Here is a 19,725-nt window from a genome sequence, read left to right as displayed (position 1 = left end):
GAGATGAGCTGATACGATTGGAGGCACCATGACGAACCCTGCCCCGCAGGACTGGTGCATTCAGAATGGAGCCTGCAATCTCCGTTCTCAGGCGCCAACCGTTTCCTGTTCACTTTCGACCCACGACAGAAACGCCTGCCGCGCCTTGCGGCGCCCGCTGTCGCGCGGCGTCAGGTTGGACCGGGTCAGGTAATAGTCGAACTCCTCCAGAACCGACACTTCGGACAGTTGCACCAGCCGCCCTTCCGCCAGATCGGACCGGATCATCGCCAGGGAACACAGCGCGACCCCCTGCCCGGCCAGGGCGGCGGCGCGCAGCAGGTTGAAATCCTCGAAGATGGCGCCTGGCAGCCGGTCGGGCACCACTTCGCCTGCGCGTGCCAGCCAAGTCTTCCAGCCGGACGGATCATTGTCGTGCAAGAGCCCGACCTCCAGTAGCCATCCGGCCGAGGGTTCGATCGGATCCGTCCCGACCAATGCCGGGCTGGCTACCGGCACGCTGCGTCCGGACAGGAATGGCTCGGACAGGATGCCATCGCCCTCGGGGCGGGCGTCCGCAAAGGTGAACGCCACATCGGTTGTCGCGAAGTCGATCTCGTGGCCATGGTGGGCATAGATGACCCGCAGCTGGACCTCCGGGTGCAGCACCCTGAATCCCGGCAGGCGGGGGATCAGCCAGCAGACCGCCACCGACGGGATCGCTGCCACGACCACGACGCCCTCAGGCGAAGCCGGCCGCGCGCGGCGGCATGCCGCGTCGATGCCATCGAAGGCCGTTGTCAGGTCGCGCGCCAGGGCGACCCCCCGCTGCAAGAGCCTTGGCACCCGGCCGCTGCGGTCGAACAGCGGCAGGCCAAGCCAGTCTTCCAGATGCCTGATCTGGTGGCTGATGGCGGGTTGCGTGACAAACAGGTCCTCGGCCGCAGCACGGAAGCTGCCGGTGCGGGCAACGGCCTCGAAGGCGCGCAGGGCGTTCAGCGGAGGCTGCGGCATGGCTTCCGTCGCATGAGGAAAGCTAATCGGAGCATTATAAATGGTCTTTTGACTGCGGCAAAGCCTCTCTGCATCCTTTTAAAAATATCATGCAAGGAGGATGCCATGACACAACGCGAAAGACTCCAGAACTTTGTCGGCAACGGTGACAAGGCCAAGGGCACGTTCTCGGCGGCCGAGATGCAGCGTCGGCTGGATGCGATCCGCAGGCACATGGCCGACACGGGCGTCGACGCGGTGCTGTTCACGTCCTACCACAACATCAACTATTACGCCGACTTCATGTATTGCCAGTTCGGGCGGCGCTATGGGTTCCTTGTCGATCATGACAAGGCCACCTCGATCAGCGCGGGCATCGACGGCGGCCAGCCCTGGCGGCGCACCTTCGGCGAGAACCTGACCTATACCGACTGGCAGAAGGACAACTATTTCCACGCCATCCGCCAGATCATCGGGGCTGCCCGCCGCATTGGGATCGAGTTCGACCACGTCAACATCGAACTGCTGAACCTGCTGAAATCAGAGTTTCCGGGCGTCGAGTTCGTGGACATCGCCGCACCCGCCATGCGCCTGCGCATGATCAAGTCGGCCGAGGAGATTGCGCATATCACCGAGATGGCGCGCATTGCCGATGTGGGCGGCGCGGCCTGTGTCGAAGCCACCGCCGTGGGCGTGCCCGAACACGAGGTGGCGCTGCACTCGACCGCGACCATGGTCCGCGAGATCGCCCGGACCTGGCCCGAGGCCGAACTGCTGGACACCTGGACCTGGTTCCAGTCAGGCATCAACACCGACGGCGCCCACAACCCCGTCACGTCGCGCCGCATCCAGCGCGGCGACATCCTTTCGCTGAACTGCTTCCCCATGGTCGCGGGCTATTACGTCGCCTTGGAACGCACGCTGTTTGCCGAGGAAGCCAGCGACGAGCATGTCCGGTTGTGGGAATTCAACTGCAAGGTCCATGACCGCGGCAAGGAGCTGCTGGTGCCGGGGGCGAAATGCTCGGAGATCGCGGTCGAGCTGAACGAGATGTACGCCGCCGAGAACCTGCTGCAATACCGCAGCTTCGGCTATGGGCACAGCTTCGGCGTCCTGTCGCACTACTACGGCCGCGAAGCCGGACTGGAACTGCGCGAGGATTGCGAAACGGTGCTGGAGCCCGGCATGGTGGTGTCGATGGAGCCGATGATCACCATTCCTGAGGGCCGGCCCGGCGCGGGCGGCTATCGCGAACACGACATCCTGGTGATCGAGGAAGGGGGCAACCGCAACATCACCGGCTTCCCCTATGGCCCGGAACACCTGATCGTCAGGAACGCAGGCAAGGCAAAGGTTGCCTGACACAATGACCGGCGGCAGACCACCGCCGGTTTCGCCTTTCAGGAGCATGCGAAAGCACACCGGCCGATCGGGAGGGATGGGCCGGCATCAATGACGCACGATCATTGGACACAGATGGGAGGAGACCATGACCACAGCCTACATCCCCGCAGCCGCCGCCGCTGCCGCAGAGACACCGCTTGACGGCAAGGCCGCGCCCGGCGTCCTGCGCAAGGTTCTGACCGCAAGCTTCATCGGCAACTTCGTCGAATGGTTCGACTATGCCTCTTATGGCTATTTCGCCACGGTGATCGCCGCCGTCTTCTTCCCCGAGATCGCGCCCTCGGCCGCGCTGCTTGCCACCTTTGGGGTCTTTGCGATCTCCTTCGTGATCCGCCCGATCGGCGGCATCATCTGGGGCAGCATCGGCGACCGGGTCGGTCGGCGCAGCGCGCTGTCCTGGTCCATCCTGATCATGTCGGGCGCAACCACCGTGATCGCGCTTCTGCCATCCTATGCCCAGATCGGAATGCTGGCGCCCGTGCTGCTGCTGATCGTGCGGATGGTGCAGGGCTTTTCGGCATCGGGCGAATATGCCGGCGCCACGTCTTTCCTGGCGGAATACGCGCCCCCGGAAAGGCGCGGCTTCTATACCAGCATGGTCCCCGCCAGCACCGCCGCAGGCCTGCTGGCCGGCTCGCTGATGTCGGCCCTGCTGTTCAGCCAGTTGACCGAGGCGCAGCTGCACGGCTGGGGCTGGCGCCTGCCGTTCCTGCTGGCCTTTCCCCTGGGCCTTGTCGGCCTCTACATCCGGTTGAAGCTGGAGGACACGCCCCGGTTCCGCGAACTGGAAGCGCGCCATCACGTCGAGGCGACCCCGGTCCGGGAACTGTTCACGACATACCGCAAGCCCATCATCCGCGCCTTCGGCGTGACCTGCCTGAACGCGGTCGGCTTCTACCTGATCCTCAGCTACATGCCGACCTACCTGATCACTGAAATGGGCATGGACGAAAGCGCGTCATTCCTGGCCAACAGCATCGCGCTGTTCGCCTATATCTTCCTGATCTTCCTGATGGGCATGCTGTCGGACCGGTTCGGGCGGAAGACGGCGCTGATCGCCGCCTCGGTCCTGTTCATCGCCCTGACGGTGCCGCTGTTCGGCATGCTGGATAGCGCCAGCTTCGGGATGATCGTCCTGGTCCAGATCATCTTCGGAGCCCTGCTGACCGTGAACGACGGCACCCTGCCCTGCTTCCTGGCCGAGATCTTCCCGACGCGGGTGCGCTATTCGGGCTTTGCCTTCAGCTTCAACACCGCCAACGCCCTGTTCGGCGGCACCGCGCCCTTCATCGCCACCTGGCTGATCTCGGCCACGGGCAGCAAGGCCGCGCCGGCGTGGTTCCTGGTGGCGGCGGCCGTCGTCGCGCTGATCGCCATGCTGTCCAGCCGCGAGACCGCAGGCAGGCCGCTCGAGGACTGAACGGCTTTCTGGCAAGCGAACCGGGAAGCGGCCTTTCGGCCGCTTCTTCCTTGCTGTCCGGCCTCCGCCGACAGTCGGACAGGCGCGCGGTCCCTTGACGACGGGGACAGGCCGCGCTTTCCCTGCCGCACCACGGGCACAGGAGGCACAGGTGAAGCAGAGGCGGCTTGGCACGCGCGAGGTTGGCGCCATCGGCTTTGGCGCGATGAGCTTTGGCGGAATGTTCGGCCCGACGGACGAAGCGACATCCCTGGCCTGCCTCGATGCGGCGGCGGATGCGGGGATCACCCATCTGGATACGGCCGACATCTATGGCATGGGCCTGTCCGAGGAGATCATCGGCAAGTGGGGGCGCCGGGACATCCATCTTGCGACGAAATGCGGCATCCTCAATGGACCGCCCCGGACGGTGCGCAACGACGAAGCCTATATCCGCAAGTGCCTCGAGCAGTCGTTGCGGCGGCTGAAGCGCGATCATGTGGAGCTTTACTACATCCACCGCCGCCAGCCCGACATCCCCGTCGAGGATCTGGCGGGAACGATGGCAAGGCTGGTCCAGGAAGGAAAGCTCGGCGGATACGGCCTGTCCGAGGTCTCGCCCTCGACCCTGCGCCGCGCCCATGCCGAGCATCCGGTAACAGCGGTGCAGAACGAGTTTTCCCTCTGGACGCGGCTGCCCCAGCTTGGCCTGATCCAGGCCTGCAGGGAACTTGGCGTGGCCTTTGTCGCCTTTTCTCCGCTGGGCCGGGGGATGTTCGGCCGCGCGCCGCTGAAGCGCGATTTCCGCACGGGCATCGACTTCCGCGACACCAATCCGCGGTTCATCGAGCCGAACTTCTCGGCCAACCTTGCCGCCGTTGCGCCATTCCGCGCCTTGTGCGCCGAGCGTGGCTGGACGGTCGCGGGTGCGGCGCTTGCATGGGTTCTGGCGCAGGGCGATCACATCATTCCGATCCCGGGCACCCGGACGGCGGATCACCTCCGCGACTGGCTCGGCGCTGAACTGGATGCCGCCGACATCGCGGAAATCGAGCGTCTCCTGCCCGCCGGGTTTGCCCATGGCGACCGCTATGGCGATCACCAGATGGCCTTCGTGGAACGGTATTGCTGAAGGCCGGGTTCTGCCTGTCAATTCGTCAGGAACCTTTTTCTTCGTGCCCTGCGTGTCGACGACGCTTGATGCGACCCGTGCGGTTGGGCACAGGTTCTCCTTCCCCGGCTGCGCCTTTCGCAAAAGGCGCGGTCTCCAGAATGGAGATACACATGACACTCAAACGTCTCGGCCTGATCCTGACGACCGCCCTTCTGCCCGCCGCCGCGAACGCGGAGGTCATCGCGCCCAAGGTCATGGTCATCGCCATGTTCGCTGCCGAGGCGAAGCCGTGGCAGGACAATCTGGAACTTCCGAACAGGATCGAGGTCGCCGGCCTGCCGGAAAGCGCCGGCACCGTCGCCTGCAACGCTGACCTTTGCCAGATGACCACGACCATGGGCTATGCCAATGCTGCGGCCTCGACCATGGCCGTGGCGCTTTCGGACAAGTTCGACCTGTCCAAGACCTATTTCATCATCGCAGGCATTGCCGGCGTCGATCCCCGGAACGGCACGCTCGGCTCGGCGGCATGGGCCGATCATGTCGTGGACGCGGGGCTTGTCCATCGCATCGACGATCGCGAGGCGCCGTCCGGATGGACCAGCCAGATCGTCGGACTGGGCGCGAAGGCGCCGAACGAAAAGCCGGGCTGGAGCGCCGGGACCGAGGTGTTCCTGTTGAACCCGGCCCTGGTCCAGGCTGCCTTCGAGGCCAGCAAGGACGTCGAACTGGCCGATAACGAGGACGCCACGGCCTATCGTCGCCTTTACACGCAGGACGCCGCGAAGGCGGAGCCCGGAGTGATGGTCTGTGCCTCGGTTTCCGCCGACACCTACTGGCACGGCGCGATCACGGCCAAGGAAGTCGAGGAGCATGTCTCGCTTCTCACCGATGGCAAGGCGGACTATTGCATGAGCCAGATGGAGGACAACGCCACGCTGGCCGCCCTTCAGCGTGGCGCGCAGGCGGGCCGGCTGGATTTCGGCCGCGTGGCCGTCCTGCGGACCGCGTCCAACTTCGACCGTGCCCATGAAGGACAAGACACGGCCGAGTCCCTGGCCGCGAAATCCGGCGGCTTCGCCTCTGCTACCGAAAATGCGTTCCGCGTCGGAAATGCCTTCGCGCAGAAGATCATCGCGGAATGGCCCAGCTTCGAAAACGGCGTGCCCAAGCCGTGATTGCGAAAAGGATCGGCTGCCCCGGCGGCCGATCCCCGGCCCGGACGTGAAACCCGCTTGCACCCTGCCGGCCCGGCGCCAGGGCGCCGCGCAACTCCCCGGCTGGTGCGCCGGAGAGTTGGATTGCTTTTCCCCGCTTCCTACAGCGCCATGTCGGGTACGCGGATCACCTCGCCCCCGGGGGCGGGCTGGCCAGGCTGGGGCAGTTCGGCCGCCGCGTTCAGGCGCGGGGCCGGCAGCGCCAGTTCCAGCGCCGCCTCGGCCGTGGCCCAGACCTGCGCCAGCATCGCCGGATCGTCGTTCAGCTTGACGCCATAGCTGGGCACGATCTGGCGCAGCTTCGACTGCCATTCGGGCGTCTGCAGGCGCTGCGGGAAGACCCGCTCCAGCAGGTGCAGCATGATCGGCGCGGCGGTCGAAGCGCCGGGCGAGGCGCCCAGAAGCGCGGCCAGCGAGCCCTCGGCGCCGCTCACGACCTCGGTGCCCAGCTTCAGGACGCCGCCCTCTTCCGGGTCGCGCTTGATGATCTGGACGCGCTGGCCCGCCTGCCAAAGGCGCCAGTCCTCGTCGCGGGCTTCCGGATAGTATTCGCGCAGCGCGGCCATCTGGTCTTCGTGCGACTGCATCAGCTGGCCCGCCAGGTATTTCACCAGGTCGAACTCATCCCATCCGACGTTCAGCATCGGCCAGATGTTGTCCAGCGTGACAGAGGCCGGCAGATCCCAGAGCGAGCCGTTCTTCAGGAACTTGGTCGAGAAGGTCGCAAAGGGTCCGAACAGCAGCACCTGCTTTCCATCCAGGATCCGGGTGTCCAGGTGCGGCACCGACATGGGCGGCGATCCGACGCTGGCCTTGCCATAGACCTTGGCCAGGTGCTGCCGGACGACCTCGGGGTTCTCGGTCACCAGGAACGACCCGCCGACAGGGAAGCCGGCATAATCGTCGCCCTCGGGAATGCCCGACATCTGCAGCAGCGGCAGCGCACCTCCGCCCCCGCCCAGGAAGACGAAGCGCGCGTTGACCACCGTCTCGGTCCCGTCGGCCATGCTCTCCGAGGTGACGCGCCAAGTGCCGTCCTCGTTGCGGAAGATCGCGCGGACCTCGTGCCCGGTCTCGAGCGTGAACTGCTCGCGCGTTTCCAGATAGGCGACGTATTGGCGGGTGATCTCGCCGAAATTGACGTCCGTTCCCAGGTTCGACCGCGTCGCGGCAAGCACCTGCTCCGGGTCGCGACCTGCCATCATCAGCGGCACCCATTCCGCGATCTGCGCCGGATCGGTCGTGAACTCCATCCCCGCGAACAGCGGGCTGGCCTTCAGCGCCTCGTACCGCTTGCGCAGGTATTCGACATTCTCGTCGCCCCAGACCAGGTTCATGTGGGGGGTCGAGTTGATGAAGCGGCGGGGTTCCGTCAGCACGCCCGCGCCGATCTGGTGGCTCAGGAACTGGCGGGTGATCTGGAACTGCTCGTTGATCTCGATCGCCTTGGTGATCTGGACGTTGCCGTCCTTGTCCTCGGGCGTATAGTTCAGCTCGCACAGCGCCGAATGGCCGGTGCCTGCGTTGTTCCACCCGTTAGAGCTTTCCTCGGCCACCGCGTCCAGGCGTTCCACCATGCGGATCGTCCATTCGGGTTCCAGCTCGTGGAGCAGGATGCCCAGGGTGGCGCTCATGATGCCGCCGCCGATCAGCAGCACATCCACGGTCGCATCCGCAGCCTGGGCGCGCGCACCTGTGACGGGCAGCGCCGACAGGGCTGCGGCGGCGATGGTCGTTCCCAGAAGCTGACGGCGAGTCAGGTTCACCCGACCGCGCGTGGCCCCTTCGCTGCGCGCGGTCTCTTTGCTCTTGAATTCGTAGGGGGCTCTCAAGGGTCTGCCTTTCTAGTTTGTCTCGGCTCCCCCTCCCAAGGGCACCCCACCTATGCCCATTTTGAGGCGACTTCAAGAAAGGGTATGCCATGGCACACATGCTTTTCGGGCAGGGCCGCCATGCGTTGCCTGCATCCCCATCCCGCATAGCGCCGCAGGACACGGCACAGCACCGCCATCCGTCGCGGCTGCGCCTCGGCCTTCGGGGTGCGCCGACATCACCATGCTCAGGCGTCGGACCTGCGGGTTCCCGGACCTGAAGGGCTTCTGGGGCGGCGCTGGTCCTCAAGCTGACCGAGCGCCGCGCTGCCCTTCAGGTTACGGCAGCGGAATGAACTCCGCATCATCGCCAGGCGGCAATTGAAAGCGGCCATGCGCCCAATCGCCCTGGCGCCATGCCTCCTTGGCGGCATCGATGCGTTCCTGCGAGGAGGCGACGAAGTTCCATGAGATATAGCGCGGCCCGTTGAGCGTCTCGCCCCCCAGGACCATCAGGCGGGCGCCGCGGTCCCCCGCGGTCAGGGTGATGCGGTCGCCGGGGCGGAACACCATCATGCGGCCCGCCTCGAAGGTGTCGCCGGCAATGGTGACCGAACCTTCGGACACATAGACGCCGCGATCCTCGTGGTTGTCGGGCAGCGGCAGTTTCGCGCCCGCCGCCAGCACGGCATCGGCATAGAAGGTTTCGGTAAAGGTCTTGACCGGGGCCGTCGCGCCATAGGCCGAGCCGAGGATCAGGCGGACCTGCTTGCCACCCTCGTCGATGAAGGGCAGCGCCTCGCGCCCGTGATGCTCGAAGCTGGCCGCCGTATCCTCGGCATGCTCGGGCAGCGCCACCCAGGTCTGGATGCCGAAAAGCGAGCCGGGCCTCGTCTGCATCTCCTCGGAGGTGCGTTCGGAATGGGTGACGCCGTTGCCGGCGATCATCCAGTTCACCTCGCCCGGATAAACCATCTGGTCGGCGCCGGTGCTGTCGCGGTGATGAAACTCGCCCTTGTAGAGATAGGTCACGGTGGCAAGGCCGATATGGGGATGGGGGCGCACATCGATGCCGCCGCCGGTCAGGAACTCGGCCGGACCCATCTGGTCGAAGAAGATGAACGGCCCGACCATCTGGCGCTTCGGCGCGGGCAGCGCGCGGCGCACCTCGAACCCGCCAAGATCACGGGCGCGGGGAATGATCAGCGTCTCGATGCTGTCCAGGCGGTCCAGCGGGCAGTCGGGGTTCTGGGTGGGGTTCCAGCTCATGGGGTCAGACCTTTCCGGGTGCGATGGTGTGGTGGATGTCGGGAGGATTGCTCAAAGGCGCTGATGTCGTCCTGCAGGGACCAGGGGGCGGCGGCCGCGCGGGAGGGGGCAATCAAGGCTCAGTCCTTGATGGGCTCAAGATGCTGTTCCAGTTTGGCGCGCAGATGTTCGTGCTGGCGCGGCAGCTTGAGCGACTGGCCCAGCTGGTCCAGGGGCTCGTCGCGGGCGAAGCCGGGCTCGGCGGTGGCGACCTCGAAGAGGACGCCGCCGGGCGTGCGGAAGTAGATCGCCCAGAAGTAGTCGCGGTCGATCGGCGGCGTCACCTGATAGCCGGTATCGGCGATCGCCTTGCGGACCTGGTCCTGCGCCGCCCGGTCGGGAACCGAGAAGGCGACATGGTGGACAGAGCCGCCACCCTGCCGCGCGGCCGCGGCTTCGGGCAGCGTTTCCAGGTCGATGATGTCGGCCCCGTTGCCGTCCGGCAGCCGGAAGCGGGTCAGGTTGCCGTCGCTTGCCTCGGCTTCATAGCCCATGAAGCGCAGCAGTTCCGCCGTGGCACCCTTGTCGCGCAGCCGCAGGGTGGCGCCGCGAAAACCGCGCACCGCGTGGTCTCCGTCCACCGCGCCGGTCCAGCCTTGGCGAGGATCATCCGTCTCGACCAGGGCGAACCGGTCGCCATCCGGTCCGCGGAAGCGCAGCCGCGTTTCGCCAAAGCTGGTCTCATCCTGGCCGCCAAGGCGGTCCTTCCAGAAACCCAGGCTGCCGGGCGGGACGGCGAACACCGTTTCGGCCACCTCGCCCGTGCCGGGACGGCCGCGCGCGATATGGGGAAACGGGAAATAGGTCATCACGCTGCCGGGCCTGCCCTGCGCATCGCCGTAATACAGGTGATACACGTCTGGCGCATCGAAGTTGACGGTCTTCTTGACGCGGCGCAGGCCCAGCCTCCTGGTGAAGAAGTCGCTGTTCGCCTGCGGATCCGAGGCAAGCGAGGTGACGTGATGAAGTCCGGTGATCGGAAGGCTCATGGGGGTGCTCCTCGGGGGCGGTTGTCCTGAAGATGGGCCACGCTGCCGTTCCCGATAAGACAGATAACAGGCCATTCACTATTTCATCCATGGCAACTATCACTTGGCTCGAACCTGCAACCAGACGCGGCGCCATTGGCTGCGTCCCATCCGAGGCATTTGCATGGGCGAGGTCGAGGATCTGCGCGTCTTTCTGGCCGTGGCCCGCGAGGGCAGCTTTGTCGGCGCGTCCCGTGCCCTGGCGATGACCCCGCCGTCCGTCACCCGCGCCATCGCCGGACTGGAGGACCGGCTGGGTGTTCAGCTTTTCATCCGGACGACCCGGCGTGTGTCGCTCACCCCGGCAGGTGCCGCCTATGCGGCCCGCACGAGCCCGCTTGTCGAGGATCTGCAGCGTGCCGTCGAGGAGCTGCGCGAACGGCATGGCGACACGGCGGGGCTGATCCGGCTCAATGCACCGCTGGCCTTCGGCACACGCATCCTTCCCGATCTGATTTCCCAGTTCCGCGTGCTTCATCCGTCCGTGACCTTCTCGGTCACGCTGACGGACAGCTTCGTGGACAGCGTGGACGACAGCTTCGATCTGGCGATCCGCATATCCCGCGCGCCGCGCGAGGTGCTGAGCATCTGGCGCAAGATCTGTCGTGTCGACCGCACCCTTGCCGCTTCGGGCAATTACCTGCGCCTCCATGGCGTGCCAGGTCACCCTGCCGATCTGGATCGCCACGCTTGCATCGCACATGACCCCCTCGCCCTGTCAGAAACATGGGAGTTGCGGAACGGTGACGAGGTCTGCCGCGTCCGGGCCGGCAGCGTCCTGGCCGCGAACAATGCGATGCTGATGACGGGACTGGCGCGCAACGGCCAAGGGATCGTGCTGTTGCCCCGCTTCATGATCCAGCCGGATCTGGAAAACGGGACCTTGCAGCGCCTTCTTCCCGCATGGAGCGCGCCCGAGCTGTGGCTGACACTCTACTACCCGCCTCTGGACCGCATTCCGGCCCGCTTAGCGCTGTTCTCGGAGTTCTTCGAACAACGGGTCAAGGAGGACTACGCCTTCTTCAACTGACACGATGGCCAGACGGATCTTGTTGGCGGGCAGGTGCGCTCCAGAAAGGGCGGGCAGAGCCTCCCGACACATCTGCCAGTCTGAAGATTGTGCCAGCGGCACCATGATTCGTGCACTCAGGCAGTCAGAAAGCGCGCCGCCCGAAGTCGCGCGACCGCCCACTATCCACCAAGCAAGGCGCGCCTGGCGTCAGCCGATTTCGTTTTCAAGCGGGATGATTGACAACTCTTGCACCGCAGCATCCTCCCGGATCGCCCGGGCGAGACTTTCCGCATTGATGTCCTGCTTGTAGGCCGAGCCCAGAAGCGTATAGCGGCGCAGACCGGTCGCGCGCTCATGCTCAATCGAGGGAGAAGTCGCCCGAAGGCCCTGGGCCGCAAGAAGACTTGCAAGGCGGGCGGCGTCATAGCTGCTTTCTGCGTTCACGGCGACCTTGATGCGAACAACCGGCTGCGGCGGAGAGATGCGCCGCAAGGTGCGCTGGAATACAAGAACAACAAGGGCGATGGCCGTGGAAATGGTCGCAAGCTCCAGAAGGCCCGCGCCGAAGACGATGCCCAGTGACGCCGTCAACCAGAGCGATGCCGCCGTGGTCAGCCCGTGAACCGAAATTCCTGACCGAAAGATGACGCCCGCCCCCAGAAAACCTATGCCGGTCAGGATGGCATGCGGCATCCGCGCCATGTCCGACACGATCTGGGTGCCTTCGGGAAAGACCACTGTCCATTCCGCCATTCTCAAGCCCAGCAAGGTCATCAGGGCGGAAGCAAAGCACACAAGTGCATGGGTGCGCAGTCCGGCCGGCTTGCCCAAGAACTCGCGATCCGCGCCGATCAGGGCGCCCGCAATGACGCTGCCCAGCAGGGGCAGCATCGCGTCCGTGTCGCTCAATGCGGAAACCAGGCTGTCGAATGTCATATAGGCTCCTGCCGGCCGTGATCAGATCAGTATCTGACAGTCCGCCGTATCCCTCGGCAACAAGCATGTTGCCGTGCCGCCGCAGGATGGCCGGAAGGCCGTGGCTGTCAATCGGTCGTCGGGTGGCAATGGAGGATCAAGGCGGATGCGGTTCGTTCATCGGCAGGCAGGAAGGTCTCGATGACAAGGTCCGCAAGCGTGACGTCCACGGCCTTGCCGAAGACCGTCGTGGCACCGAGGAAGGACAGCGGGCCGTCGGGGCAGTCGAGGATCAGGGGAACGGCAATCTCAGGCGGCGGTCCGCGCTGAGGTCGATGTCATGGGAAAGCCTGCGCAGGATGTGACCCCGCCATGCGTCGAAGTTGACGATCCGCGGCGCAAGGCCCAGGGGGTGAAGGGTCAGGCGCAGCGCATTGACATCTCCCTCCAGCAAGGACGGATCGACACCCTCCGTCAGCAGGGCAACGGCCCTGTTCATGGCCAGGATTTTCCAGCCGCGATCCAGCGCCAGGGCCGGGTGGGGTTCGTATCCGGTCAGGATGCGCTCGATCAGCAAGCGCATTCCGGCCATGTCCGGGGATGCAAGGGGACGCTCTGCAAATGCAGGCGCATGTCCGGCCGCAACCAGCATGGCGTTTTGTTCGCGCAACGGCACCTGCAACTGCTCGGCCAGGCGCAGGACCACTTCGCGGCTTGGCCTGGAGCGTCCGGATTCCACGAAGCTGAGATGACGCTGAGAGATGCCCGCGTCCAGGGCAAGTGCAAGCTGGCTGAAACGCCGACGCTCGCGCCACAAGCGCAACAGCTCGCCGATGGAGGGAAGAGGCACGGTCATGGCGGCACGATGATACGGGAACGAAAGCGTTTCCATTACCTCCAAGGTAATCGCCCGGAAGACCCGCATGCCTGATGATCCGGGAAGCGAAACGGATTCGTGGAGACATCACCGTGGAAAAAACAACCAGCCTGCGACACTTGATGACCTCGGCCGCCGGGACCTGCCCCCGGATGGGAACGGCGACGACTTTGGTGGGGGGTTGGCAATGAGCGCCTATGCCATCGGCCAGTTGCGCAATGTCCGTCTGAATGAGGGAGTCGTCGCCTACCTGCACGGGATAGACGCGACGCTGGGGCCGTTCGGCGGGTGCTTCATCATCCACGGCGGCCCGAAGGAGATCCTCGAGGGTACGCCCCGCAACGACCTTGTCGTGATTGCCTTTCCGACGATCGAGGCGGCGCGGGCGTGGTATGCCTCTCCCGCGTATCAAGCGCTCATTCCGCTGCGGACCCAGGGTGCCGAAGGCGAGATTTTCCTCATCCAGGGCGTCGATGAAGCGCACCGCGCCACCGACATCCTTCGCTGACGCGGATGCGCGCGTCCGCATTCCCGGCTGTTCGGAATGGGTCGCCGCTGCCCCTGTTTCAAGATGCTGACGCGGTCACGGAGGACCGGTTCTGAGAAGCAGCAGCGCAGCACCATACCCGGCTTGATGGGCAGCTTGGGGCCGCATCTGTTCATCCACGGGTTGTCACAGCCCCTGCTTCCGCCCCTGCCTCAGCCGACACTGGCATGGACGAAGTCGATGAAGGCCTTGATGCGGACGGCGAGATGCGGGTGGCCGGCAAACACGGCATGGATGGTTTCGGGTTCGGGTTCGGCAAAGTCGGGCAGGACCTCGACCAGCCGGCCGGCGGCGATATCCTGGGCTACGACCGCGTCGCCCGACCACATGAGGCCCAGTCCCGCAAGGCAGGCCTGTCGCAGGATGGTCCCGTCGCTGGCGGACAGGGGGCCGCGAACCGGCTGCAGGATCCGGTCGCCGCTTCGGGGATCGTGGAAGGGCCATTCGTGCCCCATGAAGTTGTAGCGCAGGCAGGCATGGGCTTCGAGATCTGCGGGAACCCGGGGGATACCCCGCCGCGCCAGATAGTCGGGGCTTGCCACGACCACCCTCCGCATGGTGGCGATCCGCCGCGCCTTCAGCGCCGAGGACTTGAGCCGCCCGGACCGCAGGGCGACATCCGTGCGCTCCTGCCACAGATCGACCACCGCATCGCTGAGCGTCAGGTCCAGTTCGACCTCGGGATAGGTTTCCAGGAACCGCGGGACCAGCGGCACGAGCACCATGGCGCCGAAGCCCACCGTGACGCTGACGCGCAGCAGGCCGCGCGGCGTGCGGGCGCGTTGCCCGATGCGGCTTTCCAGGTCCTCCAACTGGTCCAGCAAGGTGCGGGCCTCGGCCAGATAGGCTTCGCCCTCGGCCGTGGGGGTCAGGCTGCGGGTCGAGCGGACCAGAAGGCGCACCCGCAACCGCTCCTCCAGCCGGGTGATCGCCCGGCTTACGGCCGAAGGCGTTTGCCCAAGCTGTCGCGCCGCCGCCGAGAAGCTTCCGGTCGCGACAACGCGTGTGAAGACCTCCATGTCCGCCAGACGATTGTCCATGCGCCACCTTTGCATCCCATGCACAAGCATTTCGCGATTGGGCGTGATTATCAAGGGAGCAGGGACACAGCATATCGGCACCGACAAAAGAAACGGAGCCCTTCATGCCCCCTGCCCTTATCGCGCTGACGATCGCGGCCTATGCGATCGGCACGACCGAGTTCGTGATCGTCGGCCTGCTGCCCACGGTCGCAAGCGACCTTTCCATCGACCTTCCCCTGGCCGGCCTGATCGTCAGCGTCTACGCGCTTGGCGTGACCTTCGGCGCCCCCATCTTGACGGCCCTGACGGCGCGGCTGCCGCGCAAGCCGCTGCTGATCGGGCTCATGGGCCTGTTCATCCTGGGCAATGCCGTGGCGGCGCTCAGCCCCTCCTATGCGCCACTGCTGGTCGGGCGGGTACTGTCGGCCTTTGCGCACGGTGTCTTCTTCTCGGTCGGGGCGACGATCGCCGCCAGCCTTGTCGCGCCCGACAAGCGGGCTTCGGCCATCGCGCTGATGTTCATGGGCCTGACCTTCGCCATCGTGACGGGCGTTCCGCTGGGCACCCTGATCGGCCAGACCTTCGGCTGGCGCGCGACCTTCTGGGGCGTCAGCCTGCTGGGAGCGATCGCCCTGGCCGGAATCGCGCTGCTGCTGCCCTCGACCATCGAGCGGCCTGCCGCCGCGCCGCTGAAGCATCAGCTTGGCGTCCTGACCAGCGGAAGGCTGCTGCTGGTCTATGCCATGACCGCGCTTGGCTATGGCGGCACCTTCGTGACCTTCACCTATCTGGCGGTCATCCTGGAACGCATCACCGGCTTTGCGTCGGGAACGGTCAGCCTGATCCTGGTGCTTTACGGCCTGGCCATCGCGGCGGGCAACCTGCTTGGCGGGCGCATCGCCAACCACGATCCGGCGCAGGCGCTGATCCGGCTGTTCGCGCTGCAGGCGGCCGTGCTGGTCCTGTTCACCTTCACGGCGCCTCATCCCGTGCTGGCGCTGGTCACGCTGGCGGCCCTGGGCTTCCTGTCCTTCGCCAACGTGCCGGGCTTGCAGCTTTATGTCGTGCAACTGGCGCAAGCCGAACGGCCCGGTTCCGTCGATGTGGCCTCGGCCTTCAACATCGCGGCGTTCAACCTGGGGATCGCGCTTGGCGCTTGGGTCGGCGGCCTCGTCGTCGCATCGCCGCTGGGGCTCGGAGCGACGCCCTGGGTCGGCGGAATGCTTGCGGCCGGCGCCCTGGTCCTGACCCTGCGCAGCGCGGCACTGGACCGCGCCCGCCCGCAGACCATACTGACCGCCTGAAAGGAGACCATCATGCCCAACGTCACCTCAAACGGGGCCAGCATCCCCGCGCTTGGCTTCGGCACCTTCCGGATGGACGACCGCGAGGTCGCCGAGGTCCTGCCCGAGGCCCTGCGCCTTGGCTTCCGCCACGTCGACACCGCGCAGATCTATGGCAACGAGACCGCCGTGGGCACCGCCATTGCCGCCTCGGGGATCCCGCGCGCCGAGATCTTCCTGACCACGAAGGTCTGGGTCGACAAGTTCGCCCCCGCCGACTTCATCCCCTCGGTCGAGGAAAGCCTGCGCAAGCTGGGCACCGATCATGTCGACCTTCTGCTGTTGCACTGGCCCGGCGGCAGCGACATTCCGCGCGAAGTCCAAATCGACGGGCTGAACAAGGCCCGCGCGGCTGGCATGACCCGGCATGTCGGCGTGTCGAACTACTCCTCGGCCCAGATGCGCGAGGCGGCCGGGATCAGCGCGGCGCCCTTGGTGACGAACCAGGTCGAATACCATCCCTGGCTGGACCAAGGCGCCGTGCTGGCGACGGCGGCCGATCTGGGCATGTCCGTGACCGCCTATTACGCCATGGCAGACGGCAGGTCGGCCACCGACCCGACGCTGGCCCGGATCGGCGCCCGGCATGGCAAGACAGCGGCCCAGGTGGCCTTGCGCTGGCAGGTGCAGCAGCCCGGCGTCATCACGCTGAGCAAGACCGCCAAGGTCAAGCGCCTGCCCGAGAACCTGGCGATCTTCGACTTCCAGTTGAGCGATGACGAGATGGTGGCGATCCATGCCCTGGCGCGGACCGACGGCCGGATCGTCAGCCCCAAGGAACTGTCGCCGGCTTGGGACTGAATAGTGACACCTGGCGCCAGGTTCCGCACCTGCGCGGTGCGCCTCGAGTTAGGAAAATGCCTGCTCGAGGGGGCTGAGGGGGGAATAGGGCCGGAAAGGGAACCGGCAGCCCTGTCCCCCCGGCCGTCGGGGCGGTCGCAGCATCACTGCGGCCGCAGCCGGAACCGAAAGCGTCCCAGATAACTGCCAAGCAGCTTGACCAACTCGGGCAGCAGCAGCAGTGGAAGCACCGCCAGCACGATCCGCAGCCAGACCTCGGGCCCTGGCAAGGCGGCGCCAAGAAGATTCTGCAGCAGCGGCATGGTCAGCGCGAGCAGTTGGAGAAGAGCCACGACAAGCACGGCCGCCAGCAAGACCGGATTCGATAGGGGCTGCGTCAAAAGCACCGGCACCCTGAGAGACCGAAAGGCAAAGACTGTCGCCAATTCGATCGCCGCCAGTGCCGTGAAGGCGGCGCTTCGGGCTTCGGTTTCGCCGCCAGGCAGCACCGTGCCATAGATCCAGAGCGTTGCGAGGCCCCCATAAAGGCCAAAGCCGAGGATCAGGCCCATTCCCCGCGCGTCGAGCAGTCTGGCGCCTCGGCCTTGCGGCGGGCGGGTCATCTGCCCGGCCTCGCGGGCTTCGAACCCAAGCGCCAGCGCAACCACCGAGTCCGTCACGAGATTGATCCAAAGCAGTTGCGGCACGCTCAGCAGCAGCGGCCAGCCGAGGAGCAGCGATGCGGCAAGGGCCACGACCTCGCCAAGGTTCGAGCAAAGCAGATACAGGACGACCTTGCGGATGTTGTCGAACTGTCGCCGGCCTTCGGCAATGCCCTGGATGATGGTGGCGAAGTTGTCATCCAAAAGCACCATGTCGGCTGCCTGCCGGGCCACTTCGGTGCCCCGCTGGCCCATGGCGATGCCGATATCGGCGGCCTTGAGCGCCGGGGCATCGTTCACGCCGTCGCCGGTCATGGCGACCACCTCGCCGGCCGCCTGCAGCACCCGCACCACCCTGCTCTTGTCCTCGGGACGCACGCGGGCCAGAACCGGCTCGGTTTCAAGGATCCGGGCGAATTCGTCGTCGGTCAACGCATCCAGCTCGCTTCCGGTCAGGACCGGCGGGCTGCCCAGTCCGACGGTGCGGGCGACGGCGGCGGCAGTTTCCGGCCCGTCGCCAGTGATCATCACCACCCGCACGCACGCCCTCCGGCAGGCAGCGATCGCGGCCGGCACCTCGGGGCGCGGCGGATCGATCAGGCCCACGAAGCCCAGGAAGGTCATGCCTTCTTCCAGCGTGTCGCCCTCGCTGGCCCGCCGGCTGGCCAGGGCGATGACCCGCAGCCCCTGTGCCGCCATGTCCCGGTAAGCGGCCAAGGCCTCGGACCGCGCGGCATCGTCCAGGATGGCGATACCTGCCTGATCAAGGTGATGGTCCGAAATCGCGACAATGATCTCGGGCGCACCCTTGGCATGCAGCACATATCCCTCTTCGTCCTTCACCAGGACGCTCATGCGCTTGCGCGTGCTCGAGAACGGGATCTGGTCCACGACGGCACCGCGCCCGGGCTCGGGGGCCTTTCCCTTGAGGGCCATGACGAGCAGTGCCGCATCCGTCGGCGATCCGGCGGGGCGCCAGCCACCCTTTTCGTCCCCTTCCAGCCGCGCGCTGTTGCAGAGCCGCGAGGACACCAGAAGCCCGGCTAGGATCGGATCTCCCGCCGCATGCCGCTGCTCGCCCTCTGCCGTGATATGCCCCGCCGAGCCGTCACCCGGACCCGTAACCTCATAGCTGCCAGTCGGCGTCCAGATCTGCACGGCCGTCATCTGGTTGCTGGTCAGGGTGCCGGTCTTGTCAGTGCAGATCACGGTGGCCGCGCCAAGCGTTTCCAGGGCCGGAAGACGGCGAACCAGGGCCCGTTGCCGCGCCAGCATCGAGGCGCCCAGGGCCAGGGACAGGGTCAGCACTGCCGGAAGCCCCTCGGGCACGATGGCAACGGCAAGGGCGGTGGCGGTCATGACCATTGTCGCAGGCGTTTCGCCCAGCCAGATGCCGAAGCCAAGAACGACAATGGCGACAAGAAGCGAGGCAAGACCGATCAGGCGGCTCAGCCGCGCGACGCGCGCTTCCAGCGTACCCGGCAGGCGCCTGGCGCCGACCGTCATGGCTGCGATATGGCCGAACCGGGTGGCAGCGCCGGTGGCTGTCACTCGGCCTTCGCCATGTCCGGTCAACATCAACGTGCCTTGAAAAGTCATCTCTCCCGCGCCGCGATCCACCGGAACGGACTCGCCCGTCAACGCGCTTTCATCGACCTGCAGATCCGACCCGGGGCCAAGCGCGATATCGGCGGGAACGCTCTCTCCAGCGCCAAGCCTGACAAGATCGCCCGGAACCAACTCCTCGGCTGCGATTTGCTGCAGCCGTCCGTCGCGCACCACCTGCGCGACGGGCGCAAGCATTCTGTCAAGCGCTGCCAGCGCGGTTTCGGCTCGCCATTCCTGAAAAATGCCGAGAGCTCCATTGACGAAAACCACCGCCATGATGGCAAGCGCCTCGACACGTTCGCCAACAAGGACTGCCACAAGCGCCGCGACAGCCAGCAGGGCCACCATCGGATTCAGAACTTGCCGCGCCACCAGCTTGGTCCAGAGCCTGCCTTGTGGCGCAGGAAGGCGGTTGGGCCCGTGGATCGCCCTCAGCCGCGCGACTTCGGTGCTTGCCAGTCCGGTCTCGGTTGCTGTGGGCTCATGCGGCACGCGTTGCTCCCTCGAGCCATGCCCGAATGTTGGTGACGGGGCCTGATCAGGCGCCAGCTTGAGGTTGCTTGATCCCGCCCCTGACCTCAATGCCTTGCATGATCTTTGGGGCTGGCGCCGCCGGTCGCTTGGCCCGGCGGCGCTTTCCGGACCCTGCTCCTGATCCGGATGCGCGATCAGTTCGGCGCCCGGGATTGCCGCGCAGAACCCCAGG

General features: G+C 66.0%; 16 protein-coding genes. 8 read left to right on the top strand and 8 right to left on the bottom strand.

What is annotated here, in order from left to right; all coding sequences use genetic code 11:
• Nucleotides 1–87: 87 nt before the first annotated feature.
• Nucleotides 88–993 (bottom strand): LysR family transcriptional regulator, encoded by a 906-nt coding sequence (locus tag OU682_RS13715; RefSeq protein ID WP_268942719.1) that lies wholly within the window; start codon nucleotides 991–993, stop codon nucleotides 88–90.
• A 105-nt stretch (nucleotides 994–1,098) separates the two neighbouring features.
• Between OU682_RS13715 and OU682_RS13710 the strand changes: the two genes are divergently transcribed.
• From OU682_RS13710 to OU682_RS13695, 4 genes are all read left to right on the top strand, one after another.
• A complete protein-coding gene (locus OU682_RS13710; RefSeq protein WP_268942718.1) occupies nucleotides 1,099–2,334 on the top strand; it encodes an aminopeptidase P family protein in 1,236 nt (411 codons plus the stop codon).
• Nucleotides 2,335–2,461: 127 nt separating this feature from the next.
• Nucleotides 2,462–3,796, top strand: coding sequence for an MFS transporter (locus OU682_RS13705; RefSeq protein WP_268942717.1), 1,335 nt, complete (start codon nucleotides 2,462–2,464; stop codon nucleotides 3,794–3,796).
• 151 nt (nucleotides 3,797–3,947) lie between these two features.
• Nucleotides 3,948–4,907 (top strand): aldo/keto reductase, encoded by a 960-nt coding sequence (locus OU682_RS13700; RefSeq protein ID WP_268942716.1) that lies wholly within the window; start codon nucleotides 3,948–3,950, stop codon nucleotides 4,905–4,907.
• Between the two features lie 152 nt (nucleotides 4,908–5,059).
• A complete protein-coding gene (locus tag OU682_RS13695) occupies nucleotides 5,060–6,067 on the top strand; it encodes a purine-nucleoside phosphorylase (protein ID WP_268942715.1) in 1,008 nt (335 codons plus the stop codon).
• Nucleotides 6,068–6,207: 140 nt separating this feature from the next.
• Here OU682_RS13695 and mqo read toward each other — a convergent pair whose 3' ends face one another.
• The 3 genes from mqo to OU682_RS13680 all read right to left on the bottom strand — a co-directional run bounded on the left by mqo (nucleotide 6,208) and on the right by OU682_RS13680 (nucleotide 10,214).
• Complete coding sequence (gene mqo, locus OU682_RS13690; protein WP_268942714.1) at nucleotides 6,208–7,938, bottom strand: malate dehydrogenase (quinone); 1,731 nt, start codon at nucleotides 7,936–7,938, stop codon at nucleotides 6,208–6,210.
• Between the two features lie 318 nt (nucleotides 7,939–8,256).
• On the bottom strand, nucleotides 8,257–9,186 hold the full coding sequence (locus OU682_RS13685; RefSeq protein ID WP_268942712.1) for a pirin family protein: 930 nt from the start codon (nucleotides 9,184–9,186) through the stop codon (nucleotides 8,257–8,259).
• A gap of 119 nt (nucleotides 9,187–9,305) precedes the next feature.
• A complete protein-coding gene (locus OU682_RS13680) occupies nucleotides 9,306–10,214 on the bottom strand; it encodes a ring-cleaving dioxygenase (RefSeq protein ID WP_268942711.1) in 909 nt (302 codons plus the stop codon).
• A gap of 163 nt (nucleotides 10,215–10,377) precedes the next feature.
• Here OU682_RS13680 and OU682_RS13675 point away from each other — a divergent pair, with 163 nt between their 5' ends.
• Nucleotides 10,378–11,283: a LysR family transcriptional regulator gene (locus tag OU682_RS13675; protein ID WP_268942710.1), complete on the top strand. Its 906-nt coding sequence runs from the start codon at nucleotides 10,378–10,380 to the stop codon at nucleotides 11,281–11,283.
• A gap of 189 nt (nucleotides 11,284–11,472) precedes the next feature.
• Here the strand turns inward: OU682_RS13675 and OU682_RS13670 are convergent, their stop codons facing one another.
• The gene (locus OU682_RS13670; RefSeq protein ID WP_268942709.1) at nucleotides 11,473–12,201 is read right to left on the bottom strand and encodes an MgtC/SapB family protein; all 729 of its coding nucleotides are present in this window, start codon (nucleotides 12,199–12,201) and stop codon (nucleotides 11,473–11,475) included.
• A gap of 271 nt (nucleotides 12,202–12,472) precedes the next feature.
• Complete coding sequence (locus tag OU682_RS13665) at nucleotides 12,473–13,072, bottom strand: helix-turn-helix domain-containing protein (RefSeq protein ID WP_268942708.1); 600 nt, start codon at nucleotides 13,070–13,072, stop codon at nucleotides 12,473–12,475.
• 31 nt (nucleotides 13,073–13,103) lie between these two features.
• Here OU682_RS13665 and OU682_RS13660 point away from each other — a divergent pair, with 31 nt between their 5' ends.
• Complete coding sequence (locus OU682_RS13660) at nucleotides 13,104–13,565, top strand: DUF1330 domain-containing protein (protein ID WP_268942707.1); 462 nt, start codon at nucleotides 13,104–13,106, stop codon at nucleotides 13,563–13,565.
• A gap of 191 nt (nucleotides 13,566–13,756) precedes the next feature.
• On the opposite strand, the gene OU682_RS13655 is transcribed toward OU682_RS13660, so the two are convergent.
• Entirely contained in the window at nucleotides 13,757–14,644 is an 888-nt protein-coding gene (locus OU682_RS13655; RefSeq protein ID WP_268942706.1) for a LysR family transcriptional regulator, read from the bottom strand.
• 104 nt (nucleotides 14,645–14,748) lie between these two features.
• On the opposite strand from OU682_RS13655, the gene OU682_RS13650 reads away from it, so the two are divergent.
• Together OU682_RS13650 and OU682_RS13645 are read left to right on the top strand one after the other, a co-directional pair.
• Complete coding sequence (locus OU682_RS13650) at nucleotides 14,749–15,930, top strand: MFS transporter (protein WP_268942705.1); 1,182 nt, start codon at nucleotides 14,749–14,751, stop codon at nucleotides 15,928–15,930.
• 12 nt (nucleotides 15,931–15,942) lie between these two features.
• Complete coding sequence (locus OU682_RS13645; protein ID WP_268942704.1) at nucleotides 15,943–16,770, top strand: aldo/keto reductase; 828 nt, start codon at nucleotides 15,943–15,945, stop codon at nucleotides 16,768–16,770.
• Nucleotides 16,771–16,913: 143 nt separating this feature from the next.
• On the opposite strand, the gene OU682_RS13640 is transcribed toward OU682_RS13645, so the two are convergent.
• Nucleotides 16,914–19,511 carry a cation-translocating P-type ATPase gene (locus OU682_RS13640; RefSeq protein ID WP_268942703.1) on the bottom strand — a complete coding sequence of 866 codons (2,598 nt, stop codon included), beginning with the start codon at nucleotides 19,509–19,511 and terminating at the stop codon, nucleotides 16,914–16,916.
• Nucleotides 19,512–19,725: the final 214 nt, after the last annotated feature.

The sequence above is a fragment of the Paracoccus benzoatiresistens genome (assembly GCF_026913015.1).
Lineage (GTDB): Bacteria > Pseudomonadota > Alphaproteobacteria > Rhodobacterales > Rhodobacteraceae > Paracoccus > Paracoccus benzoatiresistens.
The sequence above is the reverse complement of the archived record's forward strand: the minus strand, read 5'-3'. Positions and strand labels throughout refer to the sequence as shown.